This window comes from candidate division TA06 bacterium (genome assembly GCA_016235665.1).
Classification (GTDB): Bacteria; Edwardsbacteria; AC1; order AC1; family EtOH8; genus UBA5202.
The window spans coordinates 1-16,941 of record JACRJI010000003.1 but is presented as its reverse complement, the minus strand read 5'-3'; the positions used below and the strand labels follow the sequence as shown (position 1 = coordinate 16,941).

The window sequence follows — 16,941 nt, the reverse complement described above, 5'->3', positions numbered from 1 at the left end:
TGCTTGATCTTGCTTTGTTTTACCAGACATGCGGTATCAATCTGAAGCGGACCTTTGTCGTGTATTCCCGGTAGCCTGGCAGGTCCTTCAGTAGCAGCCTTTCCTCGTCGAAGATCCTTAGGATTATTATGGCCACCACCGGCAGGAAGAAGACCAGCGCCGGGTACGAGCCCAGGGCCAGCGGTATGGCCAGGTACATGGGGATGATCCCGGCGTACATGGGGTGCCGGATGACGGCGTAGGGTCCGGTGTCTATCACCTTCTGGCCCTGCTGGACCTCCACGATGCGCGAGGCGTAGCTGTTCTCCTTAAAGACCCGGAAGATGAACATATACGACAGGAACACCACCGCGTCCGCGGCCAGGCACAGCCAGCCGGGCATCTGCGACCAGCCGAAGCGGCGGTCCAGCCCGGGGGCCAGAAACCCGGCCAGGAACAAGAACTGGCCGGCCTTGATCATGGATTTCTCGCGGGTTTCGGTTTCCCTGCTTTTAAGCCGCCGTTCCAGCAGGGCCGGGTCATGCCGGACGAAATACGATATCACGAAGCCGGCCGGGATGAACAGGGTGGCCATAAAGGCCCAGGCCTGCCAGTAGCGGAGGGTGCCGGCCGGAAGGAACAACAGCAGTCCGGTAACGGCCGGGGCCATGATCAGGAAAAGGACAAGCTTTTTCTTAAGAGTGTCCATGGCGTATCTCCCCATCGTTTCTGCGATGTGTCCGGCTGCATGAAACAGGGATCGTGACACGGCATGCCGTGTCCTTAAAGTTGGGGCAATTCATCCTACTACGCCACCATTATGGACTTCGTCGGACGGGTGAATTGTCCTTACAGATCTATCACTCCACCACGAAGGTCAGTCTTATCAGTCCCGGTTCCACCCAGTTCCAGGTGCGGATGTGCAGGCGGCCGATCTCCGAGGTGTTCTTGACGTGCGGGCCGCTGCAGGGGGTCACCACATCCGGGCCGATGCGCACCAGCCTTACGTTCTCCGCGCCCTCCGGCAGGCGGTGCAGGGAGCAGTAGGCGGCGGCCTCGCCGGCGGTCATCTGTTCGTAGGTGACATCCAGATTTTGCGCGATGATCCCGTTAGCTTTGGCCTCGGTCTGCCGGATGATCTCTTCCAGGGGCAGACCGCTTTGGACCGCAAAGTCACAGCGGACCTTGGTGCCCTTGAACCGGGTGTCCAGCAATTTGCCGTTAAAGAGCAGTCCGAAGACCGCGGTCAGTATGTGTTCGGCAGAGTGCTGCCGGGGATCGGTGGCCGGCATGTTACTTTATCCTGTCGGGGCGGGTTTGAAACCCGCCCTTACTGCCCTTACGGCGGTCAGGTCCTTGGCCATGATGATACTGCGGAAATCCACCACCTCCCATTTGACCCGGTCCACCTGCTTAAAGCCCCAGCGCTGGTACATCTCTATCAGGTCCGCTGCGTTCTCGCAGGTGTCCAGGGCCAGGTACCTGATGTTGTTCTTTTGGCAATGGTCCTCCACTGTTTGGTACAGCCGTTTGCCCAGGCCGGTGCCCTGCAGGGTGGGGTCCACTCCGAACTGCCCGAAATAGCGGACGTCTTCCCGCCGGTAGAACTCGGCCGCGGAGTTTTTGTCCGGGCCGTAGACCGAGATGGTGCCCACGATGGCGCCGTCCCTGACGGCCAGGAAGGAGGTTCCCTTTTTGAGCCGTTTCTCGGTGACGGTGTCGTCCTGGCGTGAGGCCCAAAAGCGGACGCCCTGCCCGGCCGGCTTAGCGTAGGCCCGATGCAGAAGGGCGGTGATCTCCGGGATGGAGTCGCCGGGCTGGTATGGGCGGATGAGGATATCTTCAGTCATAACACAACAAAATAATGAGAATTATACATACCGTGATGACAAGACCCTGAATTCCGGCTTTGTGACATAAGAACAATATCTGACCCGGCCGTCAAATTCTAGTATATTTTTAAATCGGAGCAAACACGCGGGTGCTGTGACATATTCCAAAACCTTGCTCTTGGGAACCCAGATCACCTTGCTGGTCTCGCTTGAGGGCGTAGGTTTTCCATCAATGTGATCACAGATAAAATCAAACATGACCTTGGTTGGAATTGTTGTTGTGCCGTCATGAAATAGGTCCTGGCCCACATTGGAATATATGCCGGCCAAACATCTTACGGAGGCTTTTATGCCGTTTTCTTCCAGTATTTCACGCAAGACCCCTTCTTCAAGGCTTTCGCCAGAGGCTATCTGACCCCCGGTACAATCCCATCCCCGGTGCTCGGTTTTTACAATGAGAAGGTTATCGTTTTTGTCAAAGACATAACCTGCGGCGGCAACAATGTGTGTAGGCCAAGGCATATTGGCCGTCTCCTAATGATTAGTAATGGCCCGGTGCAGAAGGGCGGTGATCTCCGGGATGGAGTCGGTTGGCTGGTAGGGGCGGATGAGGATGTTGTCTGACATTTTATTTTTTAATTTATGTCCGTCTAACTTGCTCAGGAAATATGTTCTTTTTCTTTTTTGTACCGCCAACTAAGAAAAAGAACCAAAAAGAAAAAAGCTCGTCGCTTAAAACTCTCCTGGCGCTGCGCTTCTCGTTGACGGCGGGCTTGTCTGAACTCGGGCTTTGGCAAAGCCCTCAAACACGCCAGACAAGCTTTTAACCGCCATCAACTGCGATGCTCACTGATCGTTTTAACGCGACATACCGGGGTTGGCACCGGGCGTTCAACAAGTTTCCGGAGTATGTTAGAGGATCATTTTAAAATTATCTCCAGGGCTATGTCGTGCGGTTCAGTGAACTTGAACTTACGGTAGACCGGTTCGCCGTCCTTGGTGGCGTGCAGTTCCACCTTGTCCAGGCCCCGCAGTTTGGCCTCTTCCAGCAGTTTTTGGAAAAGCGAAGACCCGATCCCGTTCCCGCGGAATTCCTTAATGGTGAACATGTTCAAGATGTAGCCGGTCCGGCCGGTGGGCAGTTCAAAGTTGCCGGGCTGCTCCCGGATGACCATGCCGCTGAAGCCAACGGGCTTGCTTTCGTATTCGGCGATCCAGGAAACAAAGGTATCGTTTTTAAACGCTCCGGCCAGGTATTGCCGCAGTGACTGCCTAACGGAAGTCTCCAGTTCGGGGGATGGGTTGCAGTGGACCTCTTTTAGAAAGAGGATCCGGTGCTCGATGAGGGTCTCAATGTCGGCGGCGGTGGCTTTGCGGAGGGAGAGTTTGGTTTTGTCGAGTTTCATGGCAGGGGGTGGTTATTGTTGTTTGTGGATTTGTGCAGGAGTCGATGAGCTGGTATGGGCGGATGAGGATGTTGTTTGACATTACTAATGTTTTCACAAAAGAAAAACATTCTATTAACTTCTTGTAAAACATATAAAAGTAAGCCCATCGTCATTTAAAAATCTTAAAAACCAAACTGAATTTTGTATACTTTCATCACAAAAAGCACAAGTATACATTAGAACACCGTTTCCAAAAATTCCAACGGGGCTTTTAGATAAATTTATTAAAAGTTGTTTTGTTGCCAAGCTATTATCAAATTTGGGCCTCATTTTTACAATAACCTTGGTATCTTTATCTAATATTTTTTTTGTTTCAAAATAAAACAAACCACGTGTTATTTTTTCAACAATACGTACTATTCTCTTCATGTCTGGTTTAAATCCGGGGGTTTTGCCAAGGTAAATTTTACCCCAATATACGTCAATACTTTTAAATTGCTGATAAATCTCGGAGGCAAGTTTATGGTTTTTTGATAATGTTTTATGTGCTTTCTGTTCCCATAATTTAACACCGATCTCATTATTGCTAATGATGCTACGAGAAGTAGCAAAAACAAGTCTTGTATAATCTTCATCTGTAGAGAACGATTTGTTGCATTCAAAACAGCAAGGCACTGTAACTAAATTTGGTGGGTATGGTTTGGGAAAAAAGCACTTTGGTGGTAAATGATCACTTGTTGTTGCTGGTTTCCCGCAATAAATACATATATTTGGCATATTATATATAGATTTTATTGATTTATAGAACAAAGCTAAACTTTATAACATCCAACCCCATATACGGCCTCAGCACCTTCGGCACGGTAATCCCGAAATTACTAAAATGGTGCGCCCATGGTATCGGTTAACACAATGCTTTTCAAAATTTCTTCACCTTCTCTGATGATCAAAGAGTCAAGCTCCCCTTCCAAGCCCCGCTCTGATACTTCTGCTTTAATGACAACCGTGTTCTTATAAATAGGTTGAATGCACCTGAAGCCCTGTGCGCGTGCCACGAGGTGTATGCTTGGTGTAATTGCTGGTTGACGGTCAATTATCTGCTCTGTCCAGTTTACGCACCATTGCCCTTGCCGGTTAGTGGGGGTTTGGGTAAAGTTAACCATTTTAAAACGCACAGTGTCTTCAAATACATGGGAGGCTTTATCAATAAAGACCAGATCCTCAAGGCTTGTAGCCGCACGTTCCATTCTCCCTAAATAAATCTCAACAAAAGCAGTGTGGGTGGGCGAACTAAGTTTCTTTCTAAAAATTGCCCTATCGTCTTTTTGCTCACTTTGTAGTGCAAACCATCCAGTATCCGGCGGTCTGGCCACGGTAAACCCATAAAAACTCAGCCGCGGCTGCATCCTTGATGCTGGTATTATGGTTTGCCTGTTACATGAAGCAATGGTGAGAATTGCTAATAGAAACAACAACAGTGATGATCCGGTGGTCTTTTTCATTTTTCGCCTCGTATTGTTGGTTTTATGTCTCAATGTTTATTTTATCACATCCATCCCCATATACTACCGTAAAACTACCGGGGGTGCGCGATGGGTTGAAACCCATCGCTGGGTATCATCAAGGCCGCGGGTGCGGCCTGGGCCGTAGTAGGTTTCGTAGAAACCTTGATGAATGACCAGCGATATCATTAATGGTATCGCTGATGAATAAATCATTTTATAATGTCCATCCCCATGTACGGCCTCAATACCTCCGGCACGGTAATGCTCCCGTCGGCGTTCTGGTAATTCTCCATCACCGCTATCATGGTCCGGGGCAGGGCCAGCCCCGAGCCGTTCAAGGTATGCACGAACTCCGGTTTGGCTTTGGGCTCGCGCCGGAACTTGATGTTGGCGCGGCGGGCCTGGAAATCCCCGAAGTTGGAGCAGGAGGAGACCTCCAGCCACTCCTGGCAGCCCTCGGCCCAGATCTCAATATCGTACTTCTTGGCGGCGGTAAAGCCCAGGTCGCCGGTGCACATCTTTAAGATCCTGTACTTAAAGCCCAAAGCCTGCGGGATCTTCTCGGCGTCGGCGATCAGTTTGTCCAATTCCTGGTTGGAATTCTCCGGCAGGACGAACTTCACCAGCTCCACCTTGTCGAACTGGTGGCCCCGCTTGATGCCCCGGACGTCCTTGCCGGCCGACATCTTCTCCCGCCTGAAGCAGGCGGTGTAGGCCACGTGGTTGACCGGCAGCAGGGCGCCGTCCAAAATCTCCTCGCGGTACATGTTGGTCACCGGCACCTCGGCGGTGGGCACCCACCAAAAGTCCTCCTCGATGTCCTTGTAAACGGTGTCGGCGAATTTCGGCAGCTGGCCGGTTCCCACCAGGCACTTTCCGCTGACCATGTAGGGCGGATAGATCTCGGTGTAACCGCTCTGCCGGGTGTGGACGTCCAGCATCCAGGTGATCAGCGCCCGCTGCAGCCGGGCCCCGGCGCCTTTAAGCAGATAGAACCGGCTGCCGGAGATCTTGGCCCCGCGCTCAAAATCTATGATGCCCAGCTTTTCGCCCAGCTCCCAGTGGGGCTTTAGGGCAAAGTCGTATTTCTTCTCCTGTCCGACCACCCGATCCACCAGGTTCTCGGACTCGTCCTTGCCGATGGGTACCGAGGGGTCCGGCATGTTGGGCAGGGAAAGGGTGGCCTCGGACAGTTTCTCTTCGACCGTGCGTAGCTCGTCGTCCAGCGCCTTGATCTGGTCGCCCACCTGGCGCATCTCCACTATCTTCTGGTCAGCCAAAGGCGACTTTTCCTTCTTCAGCCTGGCGATCTCCTCCGAGACCTTGTTGCGCTCCGATTTCAGGGTCTCCACCTCCTGGAGGATGCCGCGGCGCTTGGCGTCCAGTTCCAGGAACGGCCCCAGGTCGGCCTTCTCGCCCTTGTCGGCGATGGCCTTCTTGACCAGTTCGATGTTCTCCCGGATGAATTTGGGATCCAGCATAATGAGTTCCTTTGTATTTATTTGACAGGATTAACATGATTTACAGAAATTAACTTTACCACAGAAACACGGAATTACTGAAACACAGAAAACTATAATTTCAGATAATATTACTTCTTCCATCCCTCTCCAAATTCATTTGGAGAGGGGTAGGGGTGAGGTCAGGTGCCCGGCCCAGGCCCCAAAGTCAAGGTCCAGGAATGGCACATCCCCCTCGATCTTCTCTTTTCGGCCCTTCATGAACCCGGCCACCCAGGGGTTGGTGATATTGCTGACGTCGAAGCTGCGGTGGATCACTGCATAAAGGTCTATCTCCCGGATCTTCAGAAAATGCGGGATCTCCTTCAGCCACTTGGGATCCAGCTTGTTCTCTTCGGCGTAGCCGGACAAAAAGTGGGCCAGGAATTCCTCAACCGAAGCGATGTCCGGCTCCTTGCCCGCGGTCATGTAAAACAGCACTATGGCGATATCGCAGACGAACCAGGAATGCAGGCTGTCGTCGAAATCGAACAGGCAGAGCCTTCCGTCCTTATCCACCAGCATATTGCTGCTGTGGGCGTCGTAGTGGATCAGTCCAAAGGAGTCTTTGTCCCGGGGCAGGACGGCCACCTGCTCCATCACTTTCCAGTATTTTTCCCGGACCAGGGATTCCGTCTCCGGTAGATGCTTGACGCATTCGGTGTTGGCGGAGTCCTCCCATTGGGGCCTTTTGGCCAAAGGATCACTGGGCCGGTAGTCCTTGGTCAGGGAGTGCATCTTGCCCAGAAGTTTTCCGTAGGTCCGGTAAAGTTGCGGGCTCCAGCCGGCCTCATGGATGGGCCGGCCGTCGATCTTGTTGAAGGCGGTGGCCAGAAAAAGCCCGCCATGGCCGTCATCGATCGCCTCCACCAGGTTTCCATTCTCCGACATCACCGCTCCGGCCACCGGCACCCCGCCTGCGGCCAGGTAGTTGATCCAGTCGGCCTCGCCCCGGATCAGTTCTTCGCTGCGGCGCAGGCTGTGGCTGATCCGCAGAATGTAATGCCTGGAATCTCGTTCAAACGAATGGATGAAGCTCTCGAACCCGCCCAGTTCCCGGATCTTTCCTTCCGGCACGGCGTAGCGCTGCATGGCTTCGGCCAAAATGTTTTTATTGAATCGCTCTTTTATGCGGCTTTCCATGATCCCTCAATCTCCGTCTGGTTTAAGGGGACATAACTCTTAACAATATCATAAAACATTGTCAAAGTCAAAAGCAAAAAACTTAAAAATAACGCCGTCCGGCCAGGTCTAAAACAAAGAACGGGCGCACCGGAGTGCGCCCGTTCTTAAAGGTCCTCGGAAGTTTACTTAAGCCAAACCAGCTTGCCGGTGGCGGTCCTGTCCCCGGCCTGGATACGGTAGAGGTACACGCCTCCGGGAACGCTGTTTCCCTTGGCATCCCGGCCCTGCCACACCACCTGGTGTTTTCCGGCAGGATAGCTGCCGGAGGCCACGGTGGCCACCTTCTGTCCGGCCAGGTTGTAGACCGAGAGCACCACTTGGGAGGCCTTGTCCAGGCTGAAGTTCAGCCGGGCCGAGCCCCGGGCCGGATTGGGCCAGGCCGGGGCCAGGGCGAACTTGTGAACCAGCGGCTGGTCAACCGGCTGGCCGGCCACCCCGGTGGGGGTCAGGCTGCCGTATAATACGAAATTATGCCCGTAGACGCCGGCCCAAACGCTGCTTTGGTGAACATAGCCGCCGCCCATGCCAAAGCCGCCGCCGGGATTATACCAGAATCCTTCATAGCTGCCGCGCAGGGGCATGGTGTTCTGATTGATATACCATTGGCCGCCCACGTCATAGTTCATCTGGCCCTGGAAAGCCATCCACAGTCCGGGATTGTTTCCGTAGACCTTGACCTGCGTGGGCAGGCGGACCATGAAGCTCCCGGTGGTCTCGGTATAGCTGGCCGGGGTGAAGTATCCGCTCCACAGCGGTTGGCTGAAGGCGGGATAGCCCGGGGCTCCGGCGCTGTCCGGCATGATGATGAACTGGATGCTATCCAAAGGTCCGGTAGAGGTGTACAGGCCCTGGACATAAACGGAATCCAGCCACAGGGAATCCGGACCGGCGATCCAAAAGTCTTCCATTATCCAGCAGTCATATGCATCGTTGGCCGCTTCGAAATTCTGGGCGGCCGAACCGGTAGTGGAGGCTCCGTCGATCTGGTACCAGACAGCGTCCATGATCTCGCTGGTGACGGTCATGGTATCGTTGGCGGTATTCTGGTCCAGGCTCCAGTTGACATAGGCCTTGAAAGTGTGGATGGTGCCGGGGGTCTTGGCCGCCGGCCAGTCGGGGAAGATGAGGGTGGTGGTGCCGGCCGAATCCAGATCGCACCAGCGGTTCAGATTATACACTATAGACCCGGCGCTGTCGATCTGAAGGCTAACCGGGACGTTGTACTGGCGGTGCGGCCCGTTGTTCCGAACGTTGACATAGACCGGGACCACCACCCCGTAATTGCCTAAGTACTGGGGGATGTCGATCTGGGTTACCTCGGCATCGTTGACCACCGGGACGTCGGTGGCGCCCTTCTCGGCGCAGGCCCGGTAGGCTCCGCTCCAGCCGCCCAGCACATAGGCATCATTGCCCACGGCCGTTACTCCGACCGTGCGCCGGCCGAAGACAAAACTGGTGTCTACCGTCCAGGGGGTTCCCCCGGCGGTGTCGGCTTCAGGTGTGTAATATTCTACGGTATTCAGGTAGGTTGCCCAGCCCCCGCCAAACACATATATCCTGCCGCCAATGTTGGCCGCTCCCAGGCCGCCCCGTCCGGTCAGCATCGGAGTCTTGGTGGTCCAGGTTCCAGCGGCCGGGTCGTACATTTCCACCGTGGTCAAATCACTAAGGGACCCATTTCCGCCCAGCACGTATATCTTTCCGTTCACCGTCACGGCGGCGGAAAATTGGCGGCCGGTCGGCATGCTGTCCTTCATGGTCCAGGTGTTGTTGTCAAAATTATAGGCATAGCAGGAACGGGAATTAGCGGCTCCGTCCCATCCGCCGAAGACGTAAAGCGTATCCTCCACCACGGCGCAGGAAGAGCCGTACCGGGGTTCGGGCATGCTGTCGTATCCCGAGTACCAGGAATTGGCCCATTGGTTGTAACCCTGCAGTATCCTCCGGGTGGCCACCCCGTCAAATCCGCCGGGGACGAACAGCTGATCCTGGTATTCCGTGGCGCACATGTTGGACATGCCCACCGCCATGGAGGCTCTGTCGGTCCACAGGCCGGTGGCCGGATCGTAGCGCTGTAGCCATCCCGAACGCAATCCCCCCGAAGCCTCGCCGCCCAGGCGGTAGACCTTGCCCAGAGAGGTAGCCGCGGCCATGCGCGAAGCCCCGGGATTGATTGAGTCTATGGTGGCCCAGGTGATCACCTTGGGCCCGGCCGGGGCTTTTGTGGCCGCCGGCTGTTCCGGGGCCTGGATACGGGTGCCGGTGCTGCTGGCGGGAACCGCCGCCCAAAGGGGAAGTCCCAGAGATAGTAAGGCCAGCAAAAGAACCATGACTTTGAGCTTCATGAACAGCCTCCAAAAAAGAATTAATATTGGGGTGAATTTCAGGTTAAATAGTAAGGCTTTTTACCGGTAAAGTCAAGGGCCAATCTGAAACATATTTTTATGCCCGGACGATCTTTTCCATGGCATTGACCATCTGCTGGGCGGCGAAGGCCATCAGGTCCTTCTCGGTCTGGCCGAAGGATATCTCCTCGGTGTAGCTGTTGATCACCATCACCCCGAAGATCCGGCCGTCCTTCTTCAGCGGCACACCCAGCCAGTTGACGAAAGGTGTGTCCATCTCCTCGTACCCGCCCTGCTGCAGCATCTGAGAGTAGGTCTCCTGGGTGGCGAACAGGGCCTGGCCGGTCTCCAGCACCTGTTTGATCAGGCCCTTCTTCAGCCGCTGGGGGCCGGGGGCTGCCGAGAACTCGTCCACGAAATAGGGGAAGGTGAGGTTGTCGGCCTCCTGGTCGTACAGGGCCAGGTAGAAATTCCTGGCGTAGATCAGGCCACCCACGATGTTATGCAGGTCGGAGCAGAGGGTCTTCAAATCTGAAGCCGCCGCGGCCTTGTCAGATATCTTATATAGCGCTGTCATGAAGGCCTGGGCCTGTTTTCTGGCGGTCAGCTCTTCGCTGGTGGTGATGATGGCCAACGCCTCGCCCCGCTTGTTCTTGACCACGTCCGAGGTCAGCAGGGCCTCAAAGGTGCTGCCGTCCTTGCGGAGGTTGATGGCCTCGCGGGTCAACCGTTTTATCTTTTTGGCCTGTTCTGGGTCCAGCGGGCTCCAGCGGCCCTGGGGGGCGAAGATCTTGACCTCCTGTCCCGTCAACTCCTCCACCGTGTAGCCGTGCATCTGGGCCTCGGCCGGGTTGGAATAGAGGATCCGGCCCTCCAGGTCCGAGATGGTCACTCCCATCGGCAGGCTGTTCACCATCTGCTCCAACGCCGCCAGCTTTTCCCGGGTGCGCTTCAGCTCCAGTTCCAGCACCTCGGCCTCGGTCAACCTGATTCTCAGGGCGTGGAGCTCGCCGATCAGCTGTTCCTTGGATTTGGATTGATCTTCCATCGGGGGTCTCCTTTGAACTTTATCAGGAATGATTATTATATCTCCAGTTCCAGCCCTATGGGGCAATGGTCAGATCCCATTACCTCCGGCAAAATGTAGGCCTTCTCTATGCTCTTTTTCAGGTTTTCGCTGGAGTAGAAATAATCTATCCGCCAGCCGACGTTGCGGTCCCGGGCCCGGCTGATCACATCCCACCAGGTGTAAAGGCCGGGCGATCGGTTGAACAACCGCAGGGTGTCCACGAATCCCAGTTCCAGGAATCTATCTATCCATTCGCGCTCCTGAGGCAAGAACCCCGAAACTTTCGAGTTCTCCCTGGGCCTGGCCAGGTCTATCTCCTTATGCGCTGTGTTGACGTCGCCGCAGATGATTATCTTTTTGTCCTTCTTCAGCAGTTTCTTCATCTCCAGCAGAAAGGCTTCATAGAAATCCATCTTGTACTGCAGCCGTTCGGGCGAGGCCTTGCCGTTGGGAAAGTAGATGTTGAACAAAATGAATTTGCCGTAGTCGGCCTGAAGGATGCGGCCCTCGTCGTCGAACCTGGTCACACCGAAGGTCTGTTTCACAGACACGGGCTTTTCTTTAGTGAACAGCGCCACCCCGCTGTATCCCGGCCTTTGGGCCGAGGAAAAATGAAAATCATATCCCTTGATGGTTTCCAGCTCCTTCACCACCTGCTCGGGCCTGGCCTTGGTTTCCTGCAGACAGAGTATATCGGGGCCGGTTTTGGCCACCCATGGGGCAAAGCCTTTTTTGAACACGGCCCGCAGGCCGTTGACGTTCCAAGATAGAAGTTTTATGCTCATAGCTTTATGCTCTTTAAAGGAATAGATTGCACAACAGGTACCAGCCCCGGTTGTCGCGTTAAGAACCATCAGTGAGCATCGCAGTTGACGGCGGTTAATAGCTTGTCTGCGCCTGTTTGAGGGCTTGGCCAAAGCCCGAGTTCAGACAAGCCCGACGGCAACGAGAAGCGCAGCGCCCGGATGGTTCTTTGCGACGAGCTTTTTCTTTTGGTTCTTTTCTTGTTGGCGGTACAAAAAGAAAAGAACATAACCGAGTCAAATCAGTACTGGCCGGCATCCTATTTTATGGTAACCGAGGCTTCCGGGTCAAACGGGTTGTGCCGCACCACCAGCGAGTACATATAAGGATAGGCTTCCTTCAAATGCCGGGCGTAGCCCAGCCACTCGCCCAGCAGCAGGCCGTACACCCGCTTGATGTCGCCGGAGAGATGCTGACAGTCGGCCGGCGGCAGGCCCTTCAGCGAGGTTCTGAACTGCAGTTCCTCGGTCAGATGGGTGACGGCCCACAGCAGGTCGGTGAAAGTGGCATGCTCCAGAAGATTTTGGTTCTCCAGCAAGCCCAGCACAAAGCCGCGTTTTCCCGAAAGAAAATCCTTCAGGGCTCCCAGGTCGGCCCGGCGGGCGTCTATCTGAAATTCTTTTTCTTCCAGCCGGCGGCGGGCCAGGGCAAAGTCCTCGGCCTTCCATCCCGGGCCGGGCCGGGCCACCGCCGCCAGGTCATTGAACACCGGGTCATACTTGGTCAGACTGGTTATCAGCTCGTTGCCCATCTCGCTGAAAAAGGCCCCGATCACCATGTTCATCTTGTTAAGCAACGCCTTCTTCTCCCGCCGGACCATCAGGTCGTTAAGGATCAGGGTCACCAGCAGCACCTGGATGGGCACGAAGGCCAGGTCCTGCAGCATGTAAAAGAAAGTGTCGTGCGGCTTGTGGAATATCAGCACCTGAGCCAGGTAAAAGGAGAACGAGATGGCGGCCAGCAGTGCGGCCAGGAAAAGATACCAGCGGGAAAGTTTCATGGTTCCTCCATTGGTTGACAGCTTAAATATAGCATTAAAACAAAGCGGCTGCAACAATAAATTGAAATAATTTGAAGGAGCCTTGACATTCTTGGAAATTTGTATTATCATATCAAGATATCTTGATATGTAAACAGACCCCACCCCTGCCCCTCCCCGCTGCGGAGAGGGGAGAATAGGTGAAAATGATACAAGCCGTCAAAACATTCAAGGCCCTGGGGGACCCCACCCGGCTGCGGATCGTCAAGCTGCTGGAGGGCGGGGAGCTGTGCGTCTGCCAGCTGATAGCGGTGCTGGGCATGGGCCAGTCCCGGATCTCGCGGCACCTTTCAATCCTTAAGGAGGCCGGGCTGATAGTGGACAACCGGAAGGGGAAATGGGTCCACTACAGGCTTTGCTGTCCGGATGCCTCAAAGAACATCTGCGCCTGCCTGAACGGCCTGTCACAGGACACGGCGGTCAAACAGGACCGCCGGGCGGCCAAGGGGGCCAAGCCGCTGATGCCATGCGGGCCGCATACTCACAAACCAGAAACCAAACGCAAGGATCAGTGACATGTCGGAGCATCTTTCCAAACGCCTGTCATTCCTGGACCGCTATCTTACGCTGTGGATCTTTTTAGCCATGGGCCTGGGGGTCGGCCTGGGTTGGCTGTGGCCGGAAACGGTCCGTTTCCTCAACCTCAGGCTCAGTTCCGGCACCACCAATATTCCCATCGCCATCGGGCTGATACTGATGATGTACCCGCCGCTGGCCAAGGTCCGCTACGAGGAGCTGGGCGCGGCTTTCCGCGATACCAGGTTGCTGGGCCTGTCGCTGGTCCAGAACTGGGTCATAGGCCCGGTGCTGATGTTCCTGCTGGCGGCGGTGTTCCTGAGAGGGCAGCCGGACTACATGATGGGGCTGATCATGATCGGGCTGGCCCGCTGCATTGCCATGGTGATAGTCTGGAACGACCTGGCCAGGGGCGACACCGAGTACTGCGCGGGACTGGTGGCTTTCAACTCCATCTTCCAGGTGTTCCTTTACTCGGTCTATGCCTACATGTTCATCAAGGTTTTCCCCCCGCTGTTGGGCATCGACCTGGGGACGGCGGACCTGTCCAAGATCACTATCGGCAGCATTGCCAAAAGCGTGTTCATCTACCTGGGAATTCCGTTCCTGGCGGGGATGCTTACTCGGTTGGCGCTGGTTAAAGCCAAGAGCAAGGACTGGTATCATTCCAGGTTCATCCCCGTGATCAGTCCCGTCACCCTGGTGGCTTTGCTGTTCACCATTGTGGCCATGTTCTCCATCAAGGGCCAGGAGATAGTGCAGCGTCCTCTGGATGTAGTGCTGATAGCCATCCCCCTGCTGGTGTATTTTGTGGTGATGTTCCTGGTAAGCTTCTGGATGGGCAAAAGGATGGGGTCCGGCTACGCCAAGACCACCACGCTGGCTTTCACCGCGGCCAGCAACAATTTTGAACTGGCCATCGCGGTGGCGGTGGCGGTTTTCGGGCTGGGGTCCAAGGCGGCCTTTGCGGCGGTGATCGGTCCGCTGATCGAGGTGCCGGTGATGATAGGGTTGGTTAACGTGGCGCTGCGGTTCAGGCAGAGGTACTTTACCCACGAAACACACTAAAGAGCACGAAATATATGTAATGGGTTGAGTAATATGGCAACTGATAAACACAGTATCAATGCATGTTTCGGCGATAAAGGCCTGTTAATAGCAGGAATGACGCATCTTTCCGGAAGCGAGGCCCTGGAGACAGCCATAAATGGCGGACTGTTCATAGATCTAAGGGCACAGATAGAGACCGATTACAAGAAATTCGACGTGCCGGAGGTGCTCTACATCCCCGCCCCGGAACTGGAAACCCGCCTGGCCGAGCTGCCCAAAGACCGCCCCCTGATCGTAGCAGACTCGGTGGGCCTGCGCAGCAAGGAGGCGGTAAGGTATCTGATGGAACATGGGTTCACCAATGTTGCCAACCTCAACGGCGGGATACTGGACTGGGAGCACGACGGGATGCCGATCAAGATAGACAATTCAAAGAAGCTCTCCGGCTCCTGCACCTGCCGGCTGCGGCCGGGCGGAAAATAAGCTGCCCGCTAAAAACGCGAAACACTCTAAAATTAGGAGAAATATGAAAAAAGCACAACCAGTCATCGATCAAATACTCTGCAACGGCTGCGGGGCCTGCCTCCAGGCCTGCTGTAAAAAGGTCTATGAACTGATCAAGGGCAAGGCCTCGGTCAAGAACGCCGACGAATGCTGCGGCACCGGAGAAAAGTGCCTGCCGGCCTGCCCCACCGGAGCCATTTCCTTTCCCGAAAAGAAAGAAGGTAAGACCGTATGCTCCTGCAGTTGCGGGGGCTCGGGATCTTCTTGCTGTTAACCTCGCAACGTAAGACTCTCCCTCTCCTCCAAGGAGAGGGAAGAAGGCTTGCACTGAGAAGATTGTCGGTGCTTTGGCCAACGAAGTGGAGAGGTTAATAATATATGTCACACGAACACAAACACGATCACCGGGCTGACAGCCTGAAGGGGCTGAAGTGGACCCTGGTCCTGACCGCGTTGCTGATGCTGGCGGAGTTCGCCGGCGGCTGGCTGTCGGGTTCATTGGCCCTGGTCTCCGACGCCGGGCATATGCTGACCGACGTGCTGGCGCTGGGCCTGTCCCTGCTGGCCATCCGCTTTGCCACCACTCCAGCCAACGCCAAAAAGACCTATGGCTTCTACCGGCTGGAGATCCTGGCGGCGCTGCTGAACGGGGTGACCCTGATAGTTTTGTCGGGATACATCTTCTACGAAGCCTGGCAGCGCTTCAGCTCGCCCACCGGGATCAAGAGCGGCCTTATGATCATAGTCGCCCTGGCCGGGCTGGCCGTCAATATTGCCGGGTTCTTTGTCCTGCGGGCCTCCAGCCGGGATAATCTCAACGTCCGGGGAGCCTTTCTGCACGTGGTGGGCGACCTGCTGTCCTCGGTGGCGGTGATCATCGGCGGGCTTATCATCCGCTTCACCGGCTGGCTGGTGATAGACCCGGTATTGAGCATCCTGATCGGGGTCATGATCCTGAAGGGGGCCTACGGCCTGGTGAAGGAATCGGTGGACATTTTGCTGGAAGCCGCTCCGGCCGGGATGGAGAGCCGGGAAATTGAAAAAGCCCTGAGCGGGATCAAAGGGGTAAAAGCCCTGCACCACCTGCATGTCTGGAGCCTGTCCTCCGGGATCCACGCCTTAAGCGCCCATGTGCAGATTGAGGACCAGATGACCAGCCAGAGCGATGCCCTGCTGGAGGAGATCCAGGAATTGCTGGAACATGGGTTCGGGATACTGCACACCACCATTCAGTTCGAATGCACCGAGTGCAACGGGGTGAACTGCCACATATCGGAAACAAAGAACAGCTGTGGCCACAAATAAACACAAGGAATAAAATATGAAGATCCAGATCCTGGGCACCGGCTGTCCCAAGTGCAAGACCCTGACCGCCAATGCCGAGAAAGCGGTCAAAGAGCTGGGCATAGAAGCGGAGATCGTCAAGGTCTCGGAACTGAAGGATATCATGGCCTTCGGGGTGATGATGACCCCGGCCCTGGCCATAGACGGCGTGGTCAAGTCCACCGGGCACCTGTTGTCCCCGGAGCAGATCAAGAAACTGATCACCTAATTGGACGCGGATTCGCGCGGATCAACACGGATATTAAATATCAAAGGAGAACGATGAAGAGAAACCATAGCTTTTTGATTTTGGCATTATTATTAATTTTTACGGCCGGCCAGTTGATGGCCCAGGAAGCCAAGACAGTCTCGGTTAAAAAGGATTCAATTGCCGCCAAGGCCGCAACAAAAAGCAAAACGAAGACCGCGGTTAAAAAGAAGATGGTTGCCAAAGCCGACAGCCTGAAACCCATACCGTTAAAGCTTCCCCGGCTGGTGGACCTGGGCGCCGGGAAATGCATACCCTGCAAGATGATGGCCCCGATCCTGGAAGAGCTGAAAAAAGATTACGCGGGGAAATTGGAGGTGGTGTTCATAGATGTCTGGCAGAATGCCGACGAAGGCAGCAAATACAAGATCCGGGTAATACCCACCCAGATATTCTACAGCCCGGAAGGAAAGGAACTGTTCCGGCACGAGGGTTTTTATTCCCGGGAGGATATTCTGGCTAAATGGAAAGAACTGGGACACGAGTTTAAGAAATAATGACTATCTAACTTGATCAGGAAAAGTAGAAAGAATATAGTGGATTTGGTAAAATGCAGATTTTACCCGGTTATGTTCTTTTCTTTTTGTACCGCCAACAAGAAAAGAACCAAAAGAAAAAGCTCGTCGCTTAAAACT

At 54.8% G+C, this 16,941-nt stretch carries 21 protein-coding genes; 8 read left to right on the top strand and 13 right to left on the bottom strand.

The genetic code is table 11. From position 1 onward, the window contains the following. Positions 1–19: 19 nt before the first annotated feature. The 4 genes from HZA73_00800 to HZA73_00785 form a co-directional block, all read right to left on the bottom strand. Positions 20–703 carry an isoprenylcysteine carboxylmethyltransferase family protein gene (locus tag HZA73_00800; GenBank protein ID MBI5804562.1) on the bottom strand — a complete coding sequence of 228 codons (684 nt, stop codon included), beginning with the start codon at positions 701–703 and terminating at the stop codon, positions 20–22. 136 nt (positions 704–839) lie between these two features. Beyond that, the gene (locus tag HZA73_00795) at positions 840–1,271 is read right to left on the bottom strand and encodes a hypothetical protein (GenBank protein MBI5804561.1); all 432 of its coding nucleotides are present in this window, start codon (positions 1,269–1,271) and stop codon (positions 840–842) included. Between the two features lie 6 nt (positions 1,272–1,277). Beyond that, positions 1,278–1,829: a GNAT family N-acetyltransferase gene (locus tag HZA73_00790; GenBank protein ID MBI5804560.1), complete on the bottom strand. Its 552-nt coding sequence runs from the start codon at positions 1,827–1,829 to the stop codon at positions 1,278–1,280. 21 nt (positions 1,830–1,850) lie between these two features. Next, the gene (locus tag HZA73_00785; protein ID MBI5804559.1) at positions 1,851–2,333 is read right to left on the bottom strand and encodes an NUDIX hydrolase; all 483 of its coding nucleotides are present in this window, start codon (positions 2,331–2,333) and stop codon (positions 1,851–1,853) included. 146 nt (positions 2,334–2,479) lie between these two features. On the opposite strand from HZA73_00785, the gene HZA73_00780 reads away from it, so the two are divergent. Further along, complete coding sequence (locus HZA73_00780; GenBank protein MBI5804558.1) at positions 2,480–2,638, top strand: hypothetical protein; 159 nt, start codon at positions 2,480–2,482, stop codon at positions 2,636–2,638. Between the two features lie 93 nt (positions 2,639–2,731). Here the strand turns inward: HZA73_00780 and HZA73_00775 are convergent, their stop codons facing one another. The 9 genes from HZA73_00775 to HZA73_00735 form a co-directional block, all read right to left on the bottom strand. Further along, complete coding sequence (locus HZA73_00775; GenBank protein ID MBI5804557.1) at positions 2,732–3,217, bottom strand: GNAT family N-acetyltransferase; 486 nt, start codon at positions 3,215–3,217, stop codon at positions 2,732–2,734. A 114-nt stretch (positions 3,218–3,331) separates the two neighbouring features. After that, positions 3,332–3,976: a hypothetical protein gene (locus tag HZA73_00770; GenBank protein MBI5804556.1), complete on the bottom strand. Its 645-nt coding sequence runs from the start codon at positions 3,974–3,976 to the stop codon at positions 3,332–3,334. A 101-nt stretch (positions 3,977–4,077) separates the two neighbouring features. Continuing rightward, positions 4,078–4,701 (bottom strand): hypothetical protein, encoded by a 624-nt coding sequence (locus tag HZA73_00765; GenBank protein ID MBI5804555.1) that lies wholly within the window; start codon positions 4,699–4,701, stop codon positions 4,078–4,080. Between the two features lie 212 nt (positions 4,702–4,913). After that, positions 4,914–6,185 carry a serine--tRNA ligase gene (gene serS, locus HZA73_00760; GenBank protein ID MBI5804554.1) on the bottom strand — a complete coding sequence of 424 codons (1,272 nt, stop codon included), beginning with the start codon at positions 6,183–6,185 and terminating at the stop codon, positions 4,914–4,916. Between the two features lie 135 nt (positions 6,186–6,320). Then, entirely contained in the window at positions 6,321–7,346 is a 1,026-nt protein-coding gene (locus HZA73_00755; protein MBI5804553.1) for a phosphotransferase, read from the bottom strand. 164 nt (positions 7,347–7,510) lie between these two features. Then, positions 7,511–9,733: a T9SS type A sorting domain-containing protein gene (locus HZA73_00750; GenBank protein MBI5804552.1), complete on the bottom strand. Its 2,223-nt coding sequence runs from the start codon at positions 9,731–9,733 to the stop codon at positions 7,511–7,513. Positions 9,734–9,830: 97 nt separating this feature from the next. Then, positions 9,831–10,781, bottom strand: coding sequence for a PAS domain S-box protein (locus HZA73_00745; protein MBI5804551.1), 951 nt, complete (start codon positions 10,779–10,781; stop codon positions 9,831–9,833). 35 nt (positions 10,782–10,816) lie between these two features. Further along, complete coding sequence (gene xth / locus HZA73_00740) at positions 10,817–11,587, bottom strand: exodeoxyribonuclease III (GenBank protein ID MBI5804550.1); 771 nt, start codon at positions 11,585–11,587, stop codon at positions 10,817–10,819. Between the two features lie 278 nt (positions 11,588–11,865). Next, the gene (locus tag HZA73_00735) at positions 11,866–12,606 is read right to left on the bottom strand and encodes a hypothetical protein (GenBank protein ID MBI5804549.1); all 741 of its coding nucleotides are present in this window, start codon (positions 12,604–12,606) and stop codon (positions 11,866–11,868) included. Positions 12,607–12,791: 185 nt separating this feature from the next. On the opposite strand from HZA73_00735, the gene HZA73_00730 reads away from it, so the two are divergent. From HZA73_00730 to HZA73_00700, 7 genes are all read left to right on the top strand, one after another. Beyond that, complete coding sequence (locus HZA73_00730; GenBank protein MBI5804548.1) at positions 12,792–13,160, top strand: metalloregulator ArsR/SmtB family transcription factor; 369 nt, start codon at positions 12,792–12,794, stop codon at positions 13,158–13,160. Position 13,161: 1 nt separating this feature from the next. Continuing rightward, complete coding sequence (gene arsB, locus HZA73_00725) at positions 13,162–14,229, top strand: ACR3 family arsenite efflux transporter (GenBank protein ID MBI5804547.1); 1,068 nt, start codon at positions 13,162–13,164, stop codon at positions 14,227–14,229. Between the two features lie 96 nt (positions 14,230–14,325). Continuing rightward, positions 14,326–14,694, top strand: a complete 369-nt coding sequence (locus HZA73_00720; GenBank protein ID MBI5804546.1) for a rhodanese-like domain-containing protein — start codon at positions 14,326–14,328, stop codon at positions 14,692–14,694. A gap of 43 nt (positions 14,695–14,737) precedes the next feature. Continuing rightward, positions 14,738–14,989, top strand: a complete 252-nt coding sequence (locus tag HZA73_00715) for a hypothetical protein (GenBank protein MBI5804545.1) — start codon at positions 14,738–14,740, stop codon at positions 14,987–14,989. Positions 14,990–15,093: 104 nt separating this feature from the next. Continuing rightward, positions 15,094–16,020 carry a cation transporter gene (locus HZA73_00710; protein MBI5804544.1) on the top strand — a complete coding sequence of 309 codons (927 nt, stop codon included), beginning with the start codon at positions 15,094–15,096 and terminating at the stop codon, positions 16,018–16,020. Positions 16,021–16,036: 16 nt separating this feature from the next. Continuing rightward, on the top strand, positions 16,037–16,267 hold the full coding sequence (locus HZA73_00705; GenBank protein ID MBI5804543.1) for a TM0996/MTH895 family glutaredoxin-like protein: 231 nt from the start codon (positions 16,037–16,039) through the stop codon (positions 16,265–16,267). Between the two features lie 212 nt (positions 16,268–16,479). Then, a complete protein-coding gene (locus tag HZA73_00700) occupies positions 16,480–16,803 on the top strand; it encodes a thioredoxin family protein (protein ID MBI5804542.1) in 324 nt (107 codons plus the stop codon). Positions 16,804–16,941 lie beyond the last annotated feature (138 nt).

Bases quoted from the DNA above. Each gene is read 5' to 3' on its own strand.
- HZA73_00730 (MBI5804548.1), top strand. From the start codon at position 12,792: ATGATACAAGCCGTCAAAACATTCAAGGCCCTGGGGGACCCCACCCGG.
- HZA73_00745 (MBI5804551.1), bottom strand. From the start codon at position 10,781: ATGGAAGATCAATCCAAATCCAAGGAACAGCTGATCGGCGAGCTCCAC.
- HZA73_00750 (MBI5804552.1), bottom strand. From the start codon at position 9,733: ATGAAGCTCAAAGTCATGGTTCTTTTGCTGGCCTTACTATCTCTGGGA.
- arsB (MBI5804547.1), top strand. From the start codon at position 13,162: ATGTCGGAGCATCTTTCCAAACGCCTGTCATTCCTGGACCGCTATCTT.
- HZA73_00770 (MBI5804556.1), bottom strand. From the start codon at position 3,976: ATGCCAAATATATGTATTTATTGCGGGAAACCAGCAACAACAAGTGAT.
- HZA73_00800 (MBI5804562.1), bottom strand. From the start codon at position 703: ATGGGGAGATACGCCATGGACACTCTTAAGAAAAAGCTTGTCCTTTTC.
- HZA73_00705 (MBI5804543.1), top strand. From the start codon at position 16,037: ATGAAGATCCAGATCCTGGGCACCGGCTGTCCCAAGTGCAAGACCCTG.
- HZA73_00790 (MBI5804560.1), bottom strand. From the start codon at position 1,829: ATGACTGAAGATATCCTCATCCGCCCATACCAGCCCGGCGACTCCATC.
- HZA73_00775 (MBI5804557.1), bottom strand. From the start codon at position 3,217: ATGAAACTCGACAAAACCAAACTCTCCCTCCGCAAAGCCACCGCCGCC.
- HZA73_00755 (MBI5804553.1), bottom strand. From the start codon at position 7,346: ATGGAAAGCCGCATAAAAGAGCGATTCAATAAAAACATTTTGGCCGAA.
- HZA73_00785 (MBI5804559.1), bottom strand. From the start codon at position 2,333: ATGCCTTGGCCTACACACATTGTTGCCGCCGCAGGTTATGTCTTTGAC.
- HZA73_00720 (MBI5804546.1), top strand. From the start codon at position 14,326: ATGACGCATCTTTCCGGAAGCGAGGCCCTGGAGACAGCCATAAATGGC.
- HZA73_00710 (MBI5804544.1), top strand. From the start codon at position 15,094: ATGTCACACGAACACAAACACGATCACCGGGCTGACAGCCTGAAGGGG.
- HZA73_00700 (MBI5804542.1), top strand. From the start codon at position 16,480: ATGGTTGCCAAAGCCGACAGCCTGAAACCCATACCGTTAAAGCTTCCC.
- HZA73_00765 (MBI5804555.1), bottom strand. From the start codon at position 4,701: ATGAAAAAGACCACCGGATCATCACTGTTGTTGTTTCTATTAGCAATT.
- HZA73_00780 (MBI5804558.1), top strand. From the start codon at position 2,480: ATGTTCTTTTTCTTTTTTGTACCGCCAACTAAGAAAAAGAACCAAAAA.
- xth (MBI5804550.1), bottom strand. From the start codon at position 11,587: ATGAGCATAAAACTTCTATCTTGGAACGTCAACGGCCTGCGGGCCGTG.
- HZA73_00795 (MBI5804561.1), bottom strand. From the start codon at position 1,271: ATGCCGGCCACCGATCCCCGGCAGCACTCTGCCGAACACATACTGACC.
- HZA73_00735 (MBI5804549.1), bottom strand. From the start codon at position 12,606: ATGAAACTTTCCCGCTGGTATCTTTTCCTGGCCGCACTGCTGGCCGCC.
- serS (MBI5804554.1), bottom strand. From the start codon at position 6,185: ATGCTGGATCCCAAATTCATCCGGGAGAACATCGAACTGGTCAAGAAG.
- HZA73_00715 (MBI5804545.1), top strand. From the start codon at position 14,738: ATGAAAAAAGCACAACCAGTCATCGATCAAATACTCTGCAACGGCTGC.